We start from the raw sequence: 12544 nt of genomic DNA, 5'->3' as shown, positions 1-12544 counted from the left end.
CGGAACTATCAAAGAAAGCTAAATTTTCAAGCGCAATGGAGAAAATCAATGGTATTTCATAAATACTTCATCCATGGCTGTAGAGCGCTGGTGTTACTCGGATTAATCTGGTTTTGTCTGACCCCAGCGGCGATCGCCTTACCCGTTCCTGCCCAACAGCCCCTCCAGGAAATGCAGATCCATCTGGGTACAACCAGTGGCGCCCTACGATTTGTCCCTGACCAGTTGGAATTTGTCGCTGGCCAACGCTACAAATTACTCCTCGATAATCCCAGCAATCAAAAACACTACTTCACGGCCAAGGATTTTGCCGATACCAGTTGGACTCAAAAAGTCGAAGCGGGCAAGGTGGAAGTAAAAGGGGCGATCCACGAACTCGAACTCAAGCCAGGGGCGATCGCCGAATGGATTTTGATTCCCCAAAAGACAGGCAAATTTGAACTGCATTGTTCTGTCCCTGGCCATGCCGCAGCGGGGATGGTTGGCACCATTCAAGTCATTGCTGATTCGTAAAAAAAACTCCCTCAAATCAAGAGGGAGCTGTGGGGGATAGTTGTGGACAATTTTAAAAAAACTTAACTGAGCACCAGGGGCGATTTTAGACAGCTTCGAGGTCTTTTTCGCCAGTCCGGATCCGCACAATTTGATCCACAGGAGAAATAAAGATTTTCCCGTCGCCGATTTCCCCAGTCCGGGCCGCCGCAACAATTTTGTCAACGACTGCATCTACTTGATCATCATCGATGACAATCTCAATCTTGAGCTTTTGGAGGAATTCAACGGTGTACTCAGAACCGCGATATCTTTCTGTTTGTCCTTTTTGGCGACCGAAACCGCGAACTTCAGAAACGGTCATGCCGACGATGCCTGCATTGACGAGGGCGATTTTGACTTCATCGAGTTTGAAGGGGCGAATAATGGCTTCTACTTTTTTCATTGAAGTGATGACTCCTCTTAAATAGTCTGAAAATAATGAAAAATAATGAATTAAGTGCGTGAGCTACCTTGTTTTAGCATCACAGGTAAAAAGATATCGTTAGATTCAAGACAATTGTACAGGCTAAATTTTGCTGTCCTCGATTTTCGGTGCATTCCTTAACCATGTTTCGACTACCGGAGGTAGGCTACAACGCTGACGAGTTCTAGGATTGATCGCCACGTGGCGGGTAAGGGCTGTGGCCAGGGGCGATTCTGGGGGGGAGTCTTGATTTTCCTTAAAAATCCGGTAAGAAATCTTAAATTGGCGAGAATTTTCAAGTTCTGGGTAAAGCTGAATGTCTAGGCGATCGCCCCAGGTGATTGGCCGCAAAAAATCGATGGCACTATGGACAATGGGCAGGGCAACGGTTCCCTCCCGGAGTAACCCAGACCAATCCATACCGTTCCCTATGAGACATATTTCATAGGCCTCGTGGCAAATATGGAGAAGCTGGGCAAAGTAGACCACCCCGGCGGCATCAGTATCCGCCAAATGGATGGTTCGTCGATAAGCGTAAGCCATAAACTTCGATTCCGAAATCTCTATGGGACAATAAAAGCGTTGTGCCGCAAAAATGACGATGTCTGCTCCAGGCCCCTACCAAAGTAAACTCTTTAACTTTCTCAATCGTCAATCGATCCAGTGGGGAAGCCGACTGACCCAGGCCGCCCGCCGCCTTAAAATTACGGTGGAGTGGGGTAGCCAAATCGCTCTGTATCCGCTGTATCTACTGGTGCAAACCAGCCGCGTTGCGGTGCGTCAAATTGCCGCCGCCCAAACAGAACGCAAACGCCTTGCCCTCGCGGAGGCAGCGACCCAAACATCGGATTTTCCCCTCAGCATTTCTGGAGGTGACGGTACAACTCAGCCCCCCCTCCAAGGCATTGCCTGCGACCTCAAAACCCAGGACATTTTATTTGTCGATCAAGACAATCACACCGTTGAACCTCAACAATCCCAAACAGAATTACAGCGACAAATCAGTTTTCACCTCGGCAGCGTTAACTATCAAAAAAGACAGCAGGATCTCGTGAGCCAAACCCCAAATCCTCGGATTCTCCCGCCCGTGCATCACCATAATCCCCGGCTGCTAGCTCCGGTACGTTGGTTGATGCAGGGTTTAAGTTGGCTTGAACAAAGTCCGGTGGCGATCGCCATTGATCTCTTCGGCGAATCCCATTGGCACACGGCGGTGGTTCCTCCCGAAATTTATTCGCCCCAGCTTTTACCCCCGTTGCCCCTCGCCCCAGTGCTTAAGCCCCTAGATCAACGGCTAGCCCAGTTAGAACAGCGGGTTCTGGCGCCCACGATGCCCGTCGAAGCCTTACCACCCCTGCAACGTTTTTTTCGCAACTGGTTTAAGATTCAACCCGCCACCAGTACCATCACGGCCCCTGACCCCGTTGTCACCCCCAAGCCCTGGCTAACCTGGGCCGACCTCTTCCAAGCCAAAACAAAATCTGCCGCGGCCATTGATCAAGCTAATCTTAATTCGCTTCAGGCTCAACTGAGTCCACTGCCGCCATTGATCACAACTTTAGACCTACCAATTTCTCGCCCTGAATCGGGGGCGATCGCCACGGTCAAATCCCAGACCCAGAGCCTCACCCAGCCGGATGCCCCCCCCAATGCGACGGAGATTGAGGCGAAACCGGAGTGGATAGAAGCGGAGGCCCTCAGCGTTGGTTACGAGCAACATTTTTTGGAGCGACTTTTAAAAGCGCTGGATCACCTTTTGGCTTGGGTTGAACATACGGCCAGCCAACTCTTTAAAAAACTAAATCAGCTTAGGAAATAAACAAAACCAGTCAACGGCACTGCGACAAGCAAATGTCATCAGGATCGGTAGCCCAGCAAGCTAAAATTGGAGTGTTGTCAAAAACCTTAGCACTCTCGGATTATGGTGGCGATCGCACTTGTGGGTAAAGGACTAAAAAGTCTAGGGCTAGGCGCGTTAGCATTGGCTTCTGGAGCCGCAATTATTACCCTGCAACAGTTCCGTCTCAATAATTTGAAGCAAGCCACCGACTTAACCCCAGAAATTGTCGAGCGTCAGGCACAAACGGAAGCGGCCAGTTTAGACCTGTGGCAACAACTGCCCACCTACGGTTACGACAATTTAGTTTCCGACTGGATTTTTCTGCGATTTTTACAATACTTTGGGGATGATGAGGCGCGAAAATTGGGGGATTATCGCCTCAGTACGGATTATTTTGAGGTCATCGTCGATTTAGACCCTTGGTTTAAGGAAGGCTATTACTATCTATCGGGGAGTAGTTCCCTCTACGCTGGTACCCCAGACCGCACCGTCGAGTTGTTAAATCGTGGCCTGGCCGAGATGACCCCCACTGTCCCGGATCAAAGTTTTTATCTCTGGCGCATGAAAGCCATTGACGAGCATCTTTTCCTGGGTGATATCCCCGCCGCCATTCAATCCTATAAAACGGCGGCGGCCTGGGCGGCCTACTATGATGACCCCGAAAGTCAAAATGCCCAACAACGCTCTGAGGCCAGTGTTGCCTTTTTGGAACGGGATCCCCGTAGTATTATGGCGCGGGTAACGGCTTGGTCGTCGATTTTGGGGCAGGCGCGGGATGTGGAAACCCAGAGACGGGCGATCGCCGAGCTAGAGGCGATGGGAGTCATTGTTCGCATTGATGAAAATGGCAGACCCCGCTTTCAGGTGCCGCCGGAGATCCTAGAGGCGGAAAAAGAGGCTTTCCAAATTGAGGAAAATTAAAGATTCGATGACCCAGAAAATTCCGCAAAGCACCGCTGGAATATTTCGATAAATCCTTGGATCTGTTGGGGGCTATGGGTCGCCATCACCGACACGCGAATGCGGCTGGTAGGAACTGTTGGCGGGCGAATGGCAGGGGCAAAGAAACCTGTGGCCAAAAGGCGATCGCCCATGGCTAGTGCTTGCTGCGGATTAGCGAGACCAAAACAAAGCACCGCCGACTCAGAAGGCACCAATTCATGGTTCCCAAGGGCGCTTTTTAACTGACGAATGTTTTCCCAGAGTTGCTGCCGCCGTTGGGGTTCCTCCTGCAAAATATGAATCGCGGCGAGGGCGGCCGCCGTATCCGCTGGGGAGAGTCCGGTGGTGTAAATCCAAGTCGAAGCACGGTTACGGAGAAAATCAATTAAGGCTTTGCTGCCCGCTACATAGCCGCCGAGACTGCCCAGGGCTTTGCTGAGGGTGCCCACTTGGATAAGCGGTTGCTGGGTACAGTGAAAATGTTCCACGACTCCGGCACCTTTTTGGCCCAAAACCCCAGTCCCGTGGGCTTCGTCCACGAGTAGCATGGTGGAAAATTCCTTGGCGATCGCCAACAGTTCGGGCAGTAAACAGAGATCGCCATCCATACTAAAAACGCTATCGGTGGTGATCAGGCAACGGCGGTAGTTTTGCCGATGGGTTTCGAGAAGCTGACGTAATGCGTCTAAATCATTGTGGTCATATTCCAACACCGTCGCGCCGCTTAATTTTGCCCCATTTTTTAAACTCGAATGGTTGTATTGATCTCCTAAAATCAGGTCTTTTTTGTTAGTAATGGCGCTAATGGTGCCGAAGTTGGCTAGGTAACCGGAGCTAAATACTAGGGCATCTTCGGTTTGTTTGAGATTGGCGATCGCCTGCTCCAAATCCTGGTGGAGTTGTCGGTGGCCACTGGTGAGCCGAGAGCCTGTACTCCCTGTCCCCAGCGCCTCGGTGGCCGCTATGGCAGCATCAATTAAGCGGCGATCGCCCGCTAAACCCAGATAGTCATTGCTGGCAAAATTAACCACCGATTGACCATTTAAGGTGACCGTCGCCCCCGATTGACTGGTGATTGTTTTCGGTTGTCGATACCAATTTGCTTTTTTGATAGTGGCCAAAGCGGTCTCTAGCCAGCCATAAATAGGATCAGAATTCGCCATTGTTACTTCGCATCGAGCCAATTTTTACCGCAGTGAATATCAACCACTAAAGGAATAGATAAAGGTACCGCTTGCTCCATTGTGGTTTTAATTTTAGAGCCTAATTCTTCCCATTCTTCTGGGGGCATTTCAAAAACCAATTCATCGTGAACTTGGAGTAACAAACGAGCCTGATAATCCTTTAATAATTCGTGAATTTGGATCATCGCCACTTTGATAATATCGGCACTGGAACCCTGGATCGGTGCATTAGCTGCTGCCCGTAATAATTGGGCATCGTTGTAGGCATAATCGAGGCTATCTAAATCAATCGCTTTGGGGTCGCTGCCTTTTAGTTCAATTAAACAGTTACTGATAAAGTCAAAGTTGCGCCGTCGCTGCAAAATTGTACTCACATAACCCTGGGCGATCGCCTGCTTTTTAACCAGTTCTAAATACTCAAAAACCTTAGCATAGCGTTCATGGTAGCGGTCAATAAAAGCCCGTCCTTCTTCCTTAGAAACGCCCGCTTCCCGGGCAAACCGCTGGGCACCCATCCCATAGATCACGCCAAAATTGATAATCTTACCAATCCGTCGTTCTGCGGCAGTCACTGCCTGGGGTGAGTCCCGATCAAAGATCATCTGTGCTGTGACCCGGTGGACATCTTCTCCGGCTTGGTAGGCCTGTAATAAAATGGGTTCTTGACTTAAGTGGGTCAGGATTCTGAGTTCAATTTGTGAATAATCTGCCGCGACAAGTACCCAGTTTTCCTTAGGGATAAATGCCCGCCGAATCCGTTGGGAAAATTCAGTGCGTACCGGAATATTTTGCAAATTGGGGTTCGATGAAGAAAGTCGCCCTGTACTGGTCAAAGTTTGATTGAAATCTGTATGAATTCTATCGGTTTTTGGGCTAACGAGGGTCGGCAAAGCATCAATATAGGTGGATTTTAATTTTGCAAGGGTACGATATTCAAGAATGTAATCAATGATCGGATGATCCCCTTGTAATTTTTCGAGGACAGCATGGTTTGTTGAATAGCCTGTTTTGGTTTTTCGTGTTTTCTTTGTGTTTAAACCCAACTTTTCAAAAAGGATTTCTCCTAATTGTTTGGGGGAATTGAGATTAAATCGTTCATCTGCTGCGTTGTAAGCTTTGATTTCTAGGTCTGTTAAGTCAGCCCCCAATTCTTCGGCTAATTGTTGAAGATAGTCTTGATCAATGCGAATACCTGTATTTTCCATGGCACAGAGTACTGGTTCCAGGGGCGTTTCAACTTTTTCTAGAAGTTTTTCTAAATCGGGGTAATCTTTAAGCTCGACTTTTAATTTTTGGCAGACTAAATAAGTTGTATAAACATCTAAGCCGCAGTATTCTGCCGCAACGGAAATCTCTAAATCTGCAATGGTTTGTTTTTTGGTTAACCCTAAATCTTTATAGCTTTTAGCAATGATATTTCCCAGATAACGTAGGCTCAAATCCGTTAAATTATGTTTCATCTCTGGATGTAAAACATAACTTGCTAACATCGTATCGAACACTACCCCAGCTAGGCTGATTCCCTGGTGGGCAAAAATAGCGCGGTCAAACTTCGCATTTTGAAAAACTTTTGGATATTTTTCTGTTTCCAAAATCGGTTTTAGAGCCTGAAAAATTTGCGTTTTTTCTAGTTGGTTTCCGTTATGGTGAGCAATGGGAATGTAGGCAATATTGCCTGGGTCTCTCCCCCAACAGCACCCAATACCCACGAGATCGACTTCCCGGGGATCTAAACCGGTAGTTTCTGTATCCCAGGCCACGGGGTGATTGACATCAGTTTGGGTTTTGAGTTGATCGATTAACTCAGTGAGCTTCTCTGCGGTGTCAATAATCAGTGGCTGGATCGGCGAGATAGTTGCAGTTGGGGGCGTCTGGGCTTGATTTTGGTCGGGATCTGAGGGGGCAAAAATAGATAATTGTGCGTTACCTGCTTCGTCAACGATTGTATTATTGGACTGGACAGATTCTAGGGTGGGAATTTCAATCGTTTCTGCGCCAAAAATTTGCTGGATTCTACCAATATCTTGAATAAATTTTTTGAGTTCTAATTTCGTTAAAATCCCGATTGCTTGCTCTAGATTAAAGCCAGTTAAATGAAGCTCATTTAAGAGAATATCAAGGGGCGCATCCTGGGCAATTTTTGCTAATTTTTGACAATGATAGGCAGCGTCTTTGTCTGTTTCTAGGCGTTTTTTAGTGGCGCCTTTAATATTATCGAGGTTGGCATAAATATTATCTAAACTGCCAAATTCATGGATGAGCTTAATGGCAGTTTTCTCACCAATGCCCTGGACGCCTTTATAGTTATCAGATGAATCGCCAGCCAGGGCTTTAAAATCTACGACTTGCTCTGGTTTTACACCTAATTTTGCTTCGACGAGTTCCGGAGTAAATTCTTCATAGCTACCGCTTTTGACGCCCTTGGTATCGAGGTAAAGAATGCTGATTTTTTTGTCAGGGTCTACCAACTGAAAAAGATCGCGATCGCCTGTCAAAATTTTTACCTGTTGGCCCGCTTCACTGGCTTGTCGGGCGAGGGTCGCAAGCACATCATCGGCTTCGTAACCCACGGCAGTCACCCGGGACACATTTAAGCTATCGAGCAGGTCGAGGAGATTTTCAAAATCGGGCCGGAAATCGTCTGGGGCAGGCTTACGTTGGGCCTTGTAGTTCTCGTCGGCGGTGTGGCGAAAGGTGGGTTCAGGTCGGTCAAAGGCGATCGCCACCGCATCGGGTTTTTGGCGTTCGATCACCTGCACAAGGGCATTGAGAAAGCCAAAGCAAATACTCGTCGGAATGCCCGTTGAAGTCCGCAGCGCCCCTTGTCTAGACTTGGCAAAGGCGTAGTAGCAGCGAAAGGCGAGGGAGTGACCATCAATTAGGAGCAGCAGCGGCGTTGTCATTAATACTTACGGAACAATTCAAAGAGCAATCGACTATGATGATCTTCCCATAATCCCGCCATTTCATCACCCCAGGGATTTGTTTTATTGTAAAAAGGAGGTTGGTTTTTTACTTCCTTAATTTTAATCATCAAGAAAATAACTAATATTAAATAACCGAAAATACTGTTCTTTTAAGCTTTTAAAATATGAAAAATTTTGACGCCTTTTTTCAAAAAATTTATGCTCAACCCATCGAAGCACGTCAACATTGGTATGCAGAGGCAACCCAGGCCTATGACCAATATCGTGCCCCCTATATGCCGGAAATTATTGATTTAATCTGCGGAAAAATCAAGCCGGAAAGTGTCATTCTAGAAATTGGCAGCGGCCCAGGCAATGCAACGCAACATTTTGCCCAACGGGGTTTTTCATTAATCTGTCTAGAGCCGAACCCACGAGCCTGTGAATTTGCCGCCCAACGTTTTCAAAATTACCCAATTCAAATTATTAATACCACCTTTGAGGAATGGCAACCGACCCCAGAAAAATTCGATACTATCCTTGCCAGTACTTCTTTTCACTGGCTACAACCAGACACCAGATGCCAGGCGATCGCCAACTTACTCAAGCCCCAGGGGAACATACTTCTGCTTTGGAATACCGTTCCCCAACCGGATCCCACCATTTTTCAGGATCTCTTGCCTCTCTATGAAAAATATATGCCCAGCTTTGCCAGCTTTGAAAATATCGCTGTCCAGGAACAAAATCTCAAGAACATCAGCCAGGGTTTGCTTGATTCAAATTGTTTTCAAAACTTAGAACTAACCCAGGTCATTGAAACCAAAGATTATTCCCCCAACGATTACCTCAAATTACTCACAACTCTTTCTCCCTACATTGCCCTAGATCCCACAGTTCGCAGGCAGCTCTTTGATGAACTAAAGGCTGTCTTTCAAGCTCGAAAAATTCAGACGATTCCCACCCAATATATTTGCGCTGCCCACATTGCCCAAGTGAAACCGCCCAGTTAAAAAAAAGGTGAGAATCACTGACTCTCACCTAATCGGTTTAACTTAATATTGTTATTAAATATTAAATCAATCTAATTTCTCGATTAGCTTTCCTTCAACCAGCTAAACATTGCCCGCAGATCCTTACCCACAACTTCAATGGGATGTTCTGCTTCACGGCGACGAATAGCCGTAAATTGCGCTTGACCCGACTGATTTTCGAGGATGAAATTTCGTGCAAACTCACCCGTTTGGATTTCGGTCAGAATTTCCTTCATTGCGGCTTTGGTTTCAGCAGTGATCACCCGTGGCCCACTGACATAATCACCATACTCAGCGGTGGTAGAAATGCTATCCCGCATTTTCGCCAGACCACCTTCCACAACGAGGTCAACAATGAGCTTCACTTCATGGAGACACTCAAAGTAAGCCAACTCCGGCTGGTAACCCGCTTCGACGAGGGTTTCAAAACCAGCTTTAATCAGAGCACTCAGACCACCACAGAGAACTGCCTGTTCACCGAATAGATCAGTCTCCGTTTCTTCTCGGAACGTGGTTTCAAGGATGCCACCGCGAGTACCGCCGATGCCTTTCGCATAGGCCATCGCCAAATCACGGGCTTGACCTGTGGCGTCTTGGTAAACTGCGAATAATGCGGGCACCCCTTGACCTTGTTCATAGGTACGACGCACGAGGTGACCAGGGCCTTTAGGGGCAACCATTACAACGTCTACATCAGCGGGGGGAACGATTTGGCCGAAGTTGATATTGAAGCCGTGAGCAAAGGAAAGTACATTGCCCGCTTGGAGGTTGGGGAGAATATCTTTGGTGTAGACAGATTTTTGGACATCGTCGGGTAACAAAATCATGATCCAGTCCGCCACTTTTGCTGCTTCCGCAACAGGTAAAACCTTTAGACCTTCTGCTTCGGCTTTGGCTGTGGACTTACTTCCGGCATATAGGCCGATAACGACGTTAATCCCACTGTCTTTGAGGTTGAGGGCATGGGCATGGCCCTGGGAACCATAGCCGATGATGGCAACGGTTTTGCCGTTTAACAGATCTAAGTTTGCGTCCGCATCATAATACATGCGAGCCATAGGACAATTCTCCGACGGAAATTACAAAGTTAAGAATATGTGTTAATGCATACTGCAGACTTCGTATTATAGGAGATTGTTGTCAACTGAACTTTTGCTGGGCAGGCTCCTCAGAAATTTTTAATCACTTATAGGAAAAACAGCCAACCGACATCTTTGATTTCGGCAAACTCTGCTGATCATTGCGTCGCAATTTTGGCGATCGCCGAGGGTCTCAGTCGCCCTCCCTGGGGACTTGACAGGCGCAGCAATGATTCGCCGAAGGCTTTTAGGGCTGTTACAATAAACCTCTGATAATTCTGTTGGTCTTACAAGCAATAAACTCCCATGGGTAAAGGCATCGTTCTGCTATCAAAACGAGAAATTGAAAAAATGCGCAATGCGGGACGGCTAGCGGCGCAACTCCTTGATTACCTAGAGCCTCTGGTTAAACCGGGAGTGACGACCCTCGAATTGAACGATGCAGCGGAGGAATGGACCCAAAAACACGGTGCAAAAAGCGCCCCCCTCGGTTATGGCAAGAGTAACCCTTACCCAAAATCTATTTGTACCAGTGTCAATGAAGTAATTTGTCACGGCATTCCCAGTAAGAAAAAAGTCCTCAAAGACGGCGACATCATCAATATCGATGTGACCCCCATTCTCGATGGCTACCATGGTGATACGTCTCGGACTTTTTTTGTGGGCACCCCAGCACCCAGGGTTAAAAAATTAGTCGAAGTAACGGAAAAATGTCTGTACATCGGCATTGAAGCAGCTCAACCCAACGGTCGCATCGGTGATATTGGGGCGGCGATCCAAGAATATGCCGAATCCCAAGGCTATTCAGTCGTGCGTGATTTTGTCGGTCATGGCATTAGTAATGTCTTCCACACAGAGCCCCAGGTTCCCCACTACGGTAAACGCGGTAAGGGTACCAAAATTCGTCCGGGGATGGTTTTTACCATTGAACCAATGATCAATGAAGGCACCTATGAGAGCCAGCTACTCGGTGATGGTTGGACGGCGGTGACCAAGGACGGTAAGCTCTCGGCCCAGTTTGAACATACGATTGCGATCACCCCAGAAGGGCCAGAAATTTTAACCCTGTCGGCATAAAGGGTGTGATGGGATAGCTTGAAAACCTGAGATACCAACAAAAAAGACCCCAAGTGGGGTCTTTTCGCAATTAGTTTTAGAGTTTAAACATAAGCGTCTAAAGCTCTATTCTTCTCCGTTTGCTGCCTCAGCCTCTTCTGCTTCGAGAGTTCCGGCAGGGACAAATTCGATCTCAGACTGCTCTTCGAGCCAATCGAGGGTTGCATCAATGGTCAACTCTTCTTTGATGGCTTCCTGGAGACGCTCTTCATCAAAGCCTTCCTGGAGTTCTGCCTTAGCTTCCTCTAGGCGCTCGTTGAATTTGTCGGTATCAATTTCGATCTTCTCGACCTTAGCAATTTCCGTGAGAATCAAGGAGTTGCTGAGCCGTTGTTCTGCTTCTGGGCGAGCCGTTTCTCGCAGTTTAGGAATCATATCCTTGGTAAAAATGCGATTCACATCGATGCCCATGCGGCTGAATTCCATCATCTGCTGGGTGAGGACTGCGGTAATTTCTTCGTTGACGCTCACTTCTGGCAGTTCGGTGCTGTTATTGGCAGCGAGTTGTTCTAGCAGATAACGACGCACGCTGTTTTTGGTGCTGATTTCAGCGTTTTCTTTTAGTTGGGCTTCTAGACTTTCTTGCCAAGCCGCGAGGGTTTCAAATTCTTCGTTGGTGGCTTCGCTGGCAAACTCATCATCGAGTTCCGGTAGTTCGCGGCTCTTGAGTTCCTTGAGGGTGACGGTGAAGGAGACTTGTTTCCCGGCCATTTCTTCGTTGCCGTAGTCTTCGGGGAAGGTAACGGTGAATTTCTTGGTTTCTTCGGGTTTCATGCCGACAAAACCATCCACAAAGCCTGGGATAAATTTGCCTTCTTCGAGGTCGAGGGAAAAGTCTTCGGCTTGGGTGCCGGGGATAATGTCCTCTTCTTCTTCGCCAGCGTCGTTTACATAGCGACCTTCGTAATCGGCGATCGCCACATCTCCCATTTGGGCAGCCCGGTCTTCGACGGGGACAAGGGTAGCCAGTTCGCGTTGTTTCTGGGTGAGAAATTCATCGAGATCCGCCGGATCATATTCACTCTTTTCGGCCTTGAAGCTGAGGCCTTTGTAGCTGTTGAGGGTGACGGTGGCGGGGACATCCACGGCGGCCTTGAAACTGGAGGCTTCACCGGGTTTGTAGGCGCTGATCAGGTCATCGAAGGAAGATTTGAGCTGGAAATTTCCTAGGGCCTCAATGTTTTCTTGGGCGATCGCCGCTTTTAAGCTGTCGTCGATCAAATCCTCAAGGACAGACGCCTTAATGCGATTGGGGCCTAACCGTTGGATCAAAATCTGCTTGGGAACTTTACCTTTCCGGAAACCGGGGAGGTTCACGGTACGGGCGAGTTTCCGCACTGTGTCATCATAGGCTTTTTGGGTGACGTCAGCGGGGACTTCGATTTCTAGCCCAACTTGGCTGGCAGGAAGCTTTTCCTGGATAACTTTCATCGATGTTTAAAGGTTCTAATATATAAGTTACAACTAAGGGTCTTAGGATAGTTCTGT

The 12544-nt window shown here is 47.9% G+C and carries 11 protein-coding genes; 5 read left to right on the top strand and 6 right to left on the bottom strand.

What is annotated here, in order from left to right; translation table 11 throughout:
* Positions 1-48: 48 nt before the first annotated feature.
* Positions 49-513 carry a plastocyanin/azurin family copper-binding protein gene (locus tag AACQ84_RS06560; protein ID WP_012306906.1) on the top strand — a complete coding sequence of 155 codons (465 nt, stop codon included), beginning with the start codon at positions 49-51 and terminating at the stop codon, positions 511-513.
* An 85-nt stretch (positions 514-598) separates the two neighbouring features.
* Here AACQ84_RS06560 and AACQ84_RS06555 read toward each other — a convergent pair whose 3' ends face one another.
* Together AACQ84_RS06555 and AACQ84_RS06550 are read right to left on the bottom strand one after the other, a co-directional pair.
* Positions 599-937 carry a P-II family nitrogen regulator gene (locus AACQ84_RS06555; RefSeq protein WP_012306905.1) on the bottom strand — a complete coding sequence of 113 codons (339 nt, stop codon included), beginning with the start codon at positions 935-937 and terminating at the stop codon, positions 599-601.
* A 123-nt stretch (positions 938-1060) separates the two neighbouring features.
* Positions 1061-1501, bottom strand: coding sequence for an acyl-CoA thioesterase (locus AACQ84_RS06550; protein WP_012306904.1), 441 nt, complete (start codon positions 1499-1501; stop codon positions 1061-1063).
* A gap of 52 nt (positions 1502-1553) precedes the next feature.
* Here AACQ84_RS06550 and AACQ84_RS06545 point away from each other — a divergent pair, with 52 nt between their 5' ends.
* The gene (locus AACQ84_RS06545) at positions 1554-2777 is read left to right on the top strand and encodes a hypothetical protein (protein ID WP_041443454.1); all 1224 of its coding nucleotides are present in this window, start codon (positions 1554-1556) and stop codon (positions 2775-2777) included.
* A 102-nt stretch (positions 2778-2879) separates the two neighbouring features.
* Positions 2880-3719 (top strand): hypothetical protein, encoded by an 840-nt coding sequence (locus tag AACQ84_RS06540; protein ID WP_012306902.1) that lies wholly within the window; start codon positions 2880-2882, stop codon positions 3717-3719.
* Here the strand turns inward: AACQ84_RS06540 and bioF are convergent.
* Together bioF and polA are read right to left on the bottom strand one after the other, a co-directional pair.
* On the bottom strand, positions 3716-4903 hold the full coding sequence (gene bioF / locus AACQ84_RS06535; RefSeq protein ID WP_012306901.1) for an 8-amino-7-oxononanoate synthase: 1188 nt from the start codon (positions 4901-4903) through the stop codon (positions 3716-3718). The genes AACQ84_RS06540 and bioF overlap by 4 nt on opposite strands.
* 2 nt (positions 4904-4905) lie before the next feature.
* Positions 4906-7827 (bottom strand): DNA polymerase I, encoded by a 2922-nt coding sequence (polA, locus tag AACQ84_RS06530; protein ID WP_012306900.1) that lies wholly within the window; start codon positions 7825-7827, stop codon positions 4906-4908.
* Positions 7828-8015: 188 nt separating this feature from the next.
* Here polA and AACQ84_RS06525 point away from each other — a divergent pair, with 188 nt between their 5' ends.
* Complete coding sequence (locus AACQ84_RS06525; RefSeq protein WP_012306899.1) at positions 8016-8840, top strand: class I SAM-dependent methyltransferase; 825 nt, start codon at positions 8016-8018, stop codon at positions 8838-8840.
* Positions 8841-8923: 83 nt separating this feature from the next.
* Here AACQ84_RS06525 and ilvC read toward each other — a convergent pair whose 3' ends face one another.
* Complete coding sequence (ilvC, locus tag AACQ84_RS06520) at positions 8924-9919, bottom strand: ketol-acid reductoisomerase (RefSeq protein WP_012306898.1); 996 nt, start codon at positions 9917-9919, stop codon at positions 8924-8926.
* Between the two features lie 327 nt (positions 9920-10246).
* Here ilvC and map point away from each other — a divergent pair, with 327 nt between their 5' ends.
* Positions 10247-11017 (top strand): type I methionyl aminopeptidase, encoded by a 771-nt coding sequence (gene map / locus AACQ84_RS06515; protein ID WP_030006497.1) that lies wholly within the window; start codon positions 10247-10249, stop codon positions 11015-11017.
* A gap of 105 nt (positions 11018-11122) precedes the next feature.
* On the opposite strand, the gene tig is transcribed toward map, so the two are convergent.
* A complete protein-coding gene (gene tig, locus AACQ84_RS06510) occupies positions 11123-12487 on the bottom strand; it encodes a trigger factor (RefSeq protein WP_012306896.1) in 1365 nt (454 codons plus the stop codon).
* Positions 12488-12544 lie beyond the last annotated feature (57 nt).

It is taken from the genome of Picosynechococcus sp. PCC 7002, assembly GCF_963860125.1.
Classification (GTDB): Bacteria; Cyanobacteriota; Cyanobacteriia; order Cyanobacteriales; family MRBY01; genus MRBY01.
Note: the sequence above shows the minus strand (reverse complement) of the source record. Positions and strands in the feature narration are given on the sequence as shown.

Coding starts and splice junctions, on each gene's coding strand:
- AACQ84_RS06560 (WP_012306906.1), top strand. CDS start 49: ATGGTATTTCATAAATACTTCATCCATGGCTGTAGAGCGCTGGTGTTA.
- AACQ84_RS06555 (WP_012306905.1), bottom strand. CDS start 937: ATGAAAAAAGTAGAAGCCATTATTCGCCCCTTCAAACTCGATGAAGTC.
- AACQ84_RS06550 (WP_012306904.1), bottom strand. CDS start 1,501: ATGGCTTACGCTTATCGACGAACCATCCATTTGGCGGATACTGATGCC.
- AACQ84_RS06545 (WP_041443454.1), top strand. CDS start 1,554: ATGACGATGTCTGCTCCAGGCCCCTACCAAAGTAAACTCTTTAACTTT.
- AACQ84_RS06540 (WP_012306902.1), top strand. CDS start 2,880: ATGGTGGCGATCGCACTTGTGGGTAAAGGACTAAAAAGTCTAGGGCTA.
- bioF (WP_012306901.1), bottom strand. CDS start 4,903: ATGGCGAATTCTGATCCTATTTATGGCTGGCTAGAGACCGCTTTGGCC.
- polA (WP_012306900.1), bottom strand. CDS start 7,827: ATGACAACGCCGCTGCTGCTCCTAATTGATGGTCACTCCCTCGCCTTT.
- AACQ84_RS06525 (WP_012306899.1), top strand. CDS start 8,016: ATGAAAAATTTTGACGCCTTTTTTCAAAAAATTTATGCTCAACCCATC.
- ilvC (WP_012306898.1), bottom strand. CDS start 9,919: ATGGCTCGCATGTATTATGATGCGGACGCAAACTTAGATCTGTTAAAC.
- map (WP_030006497.1), top strand. CDS start 10,247: ATGGGTAAAGGCATCGTTCTGCTATCAAAACGAGAAATTGAAAAAATG.
- tig (WP_012306896.1), bottom strand. CDS start 12,487: ATGAAAGTTATCCAGGAAAAGCTTCCTGCCAGCCAAGTTGGGCTAGAA.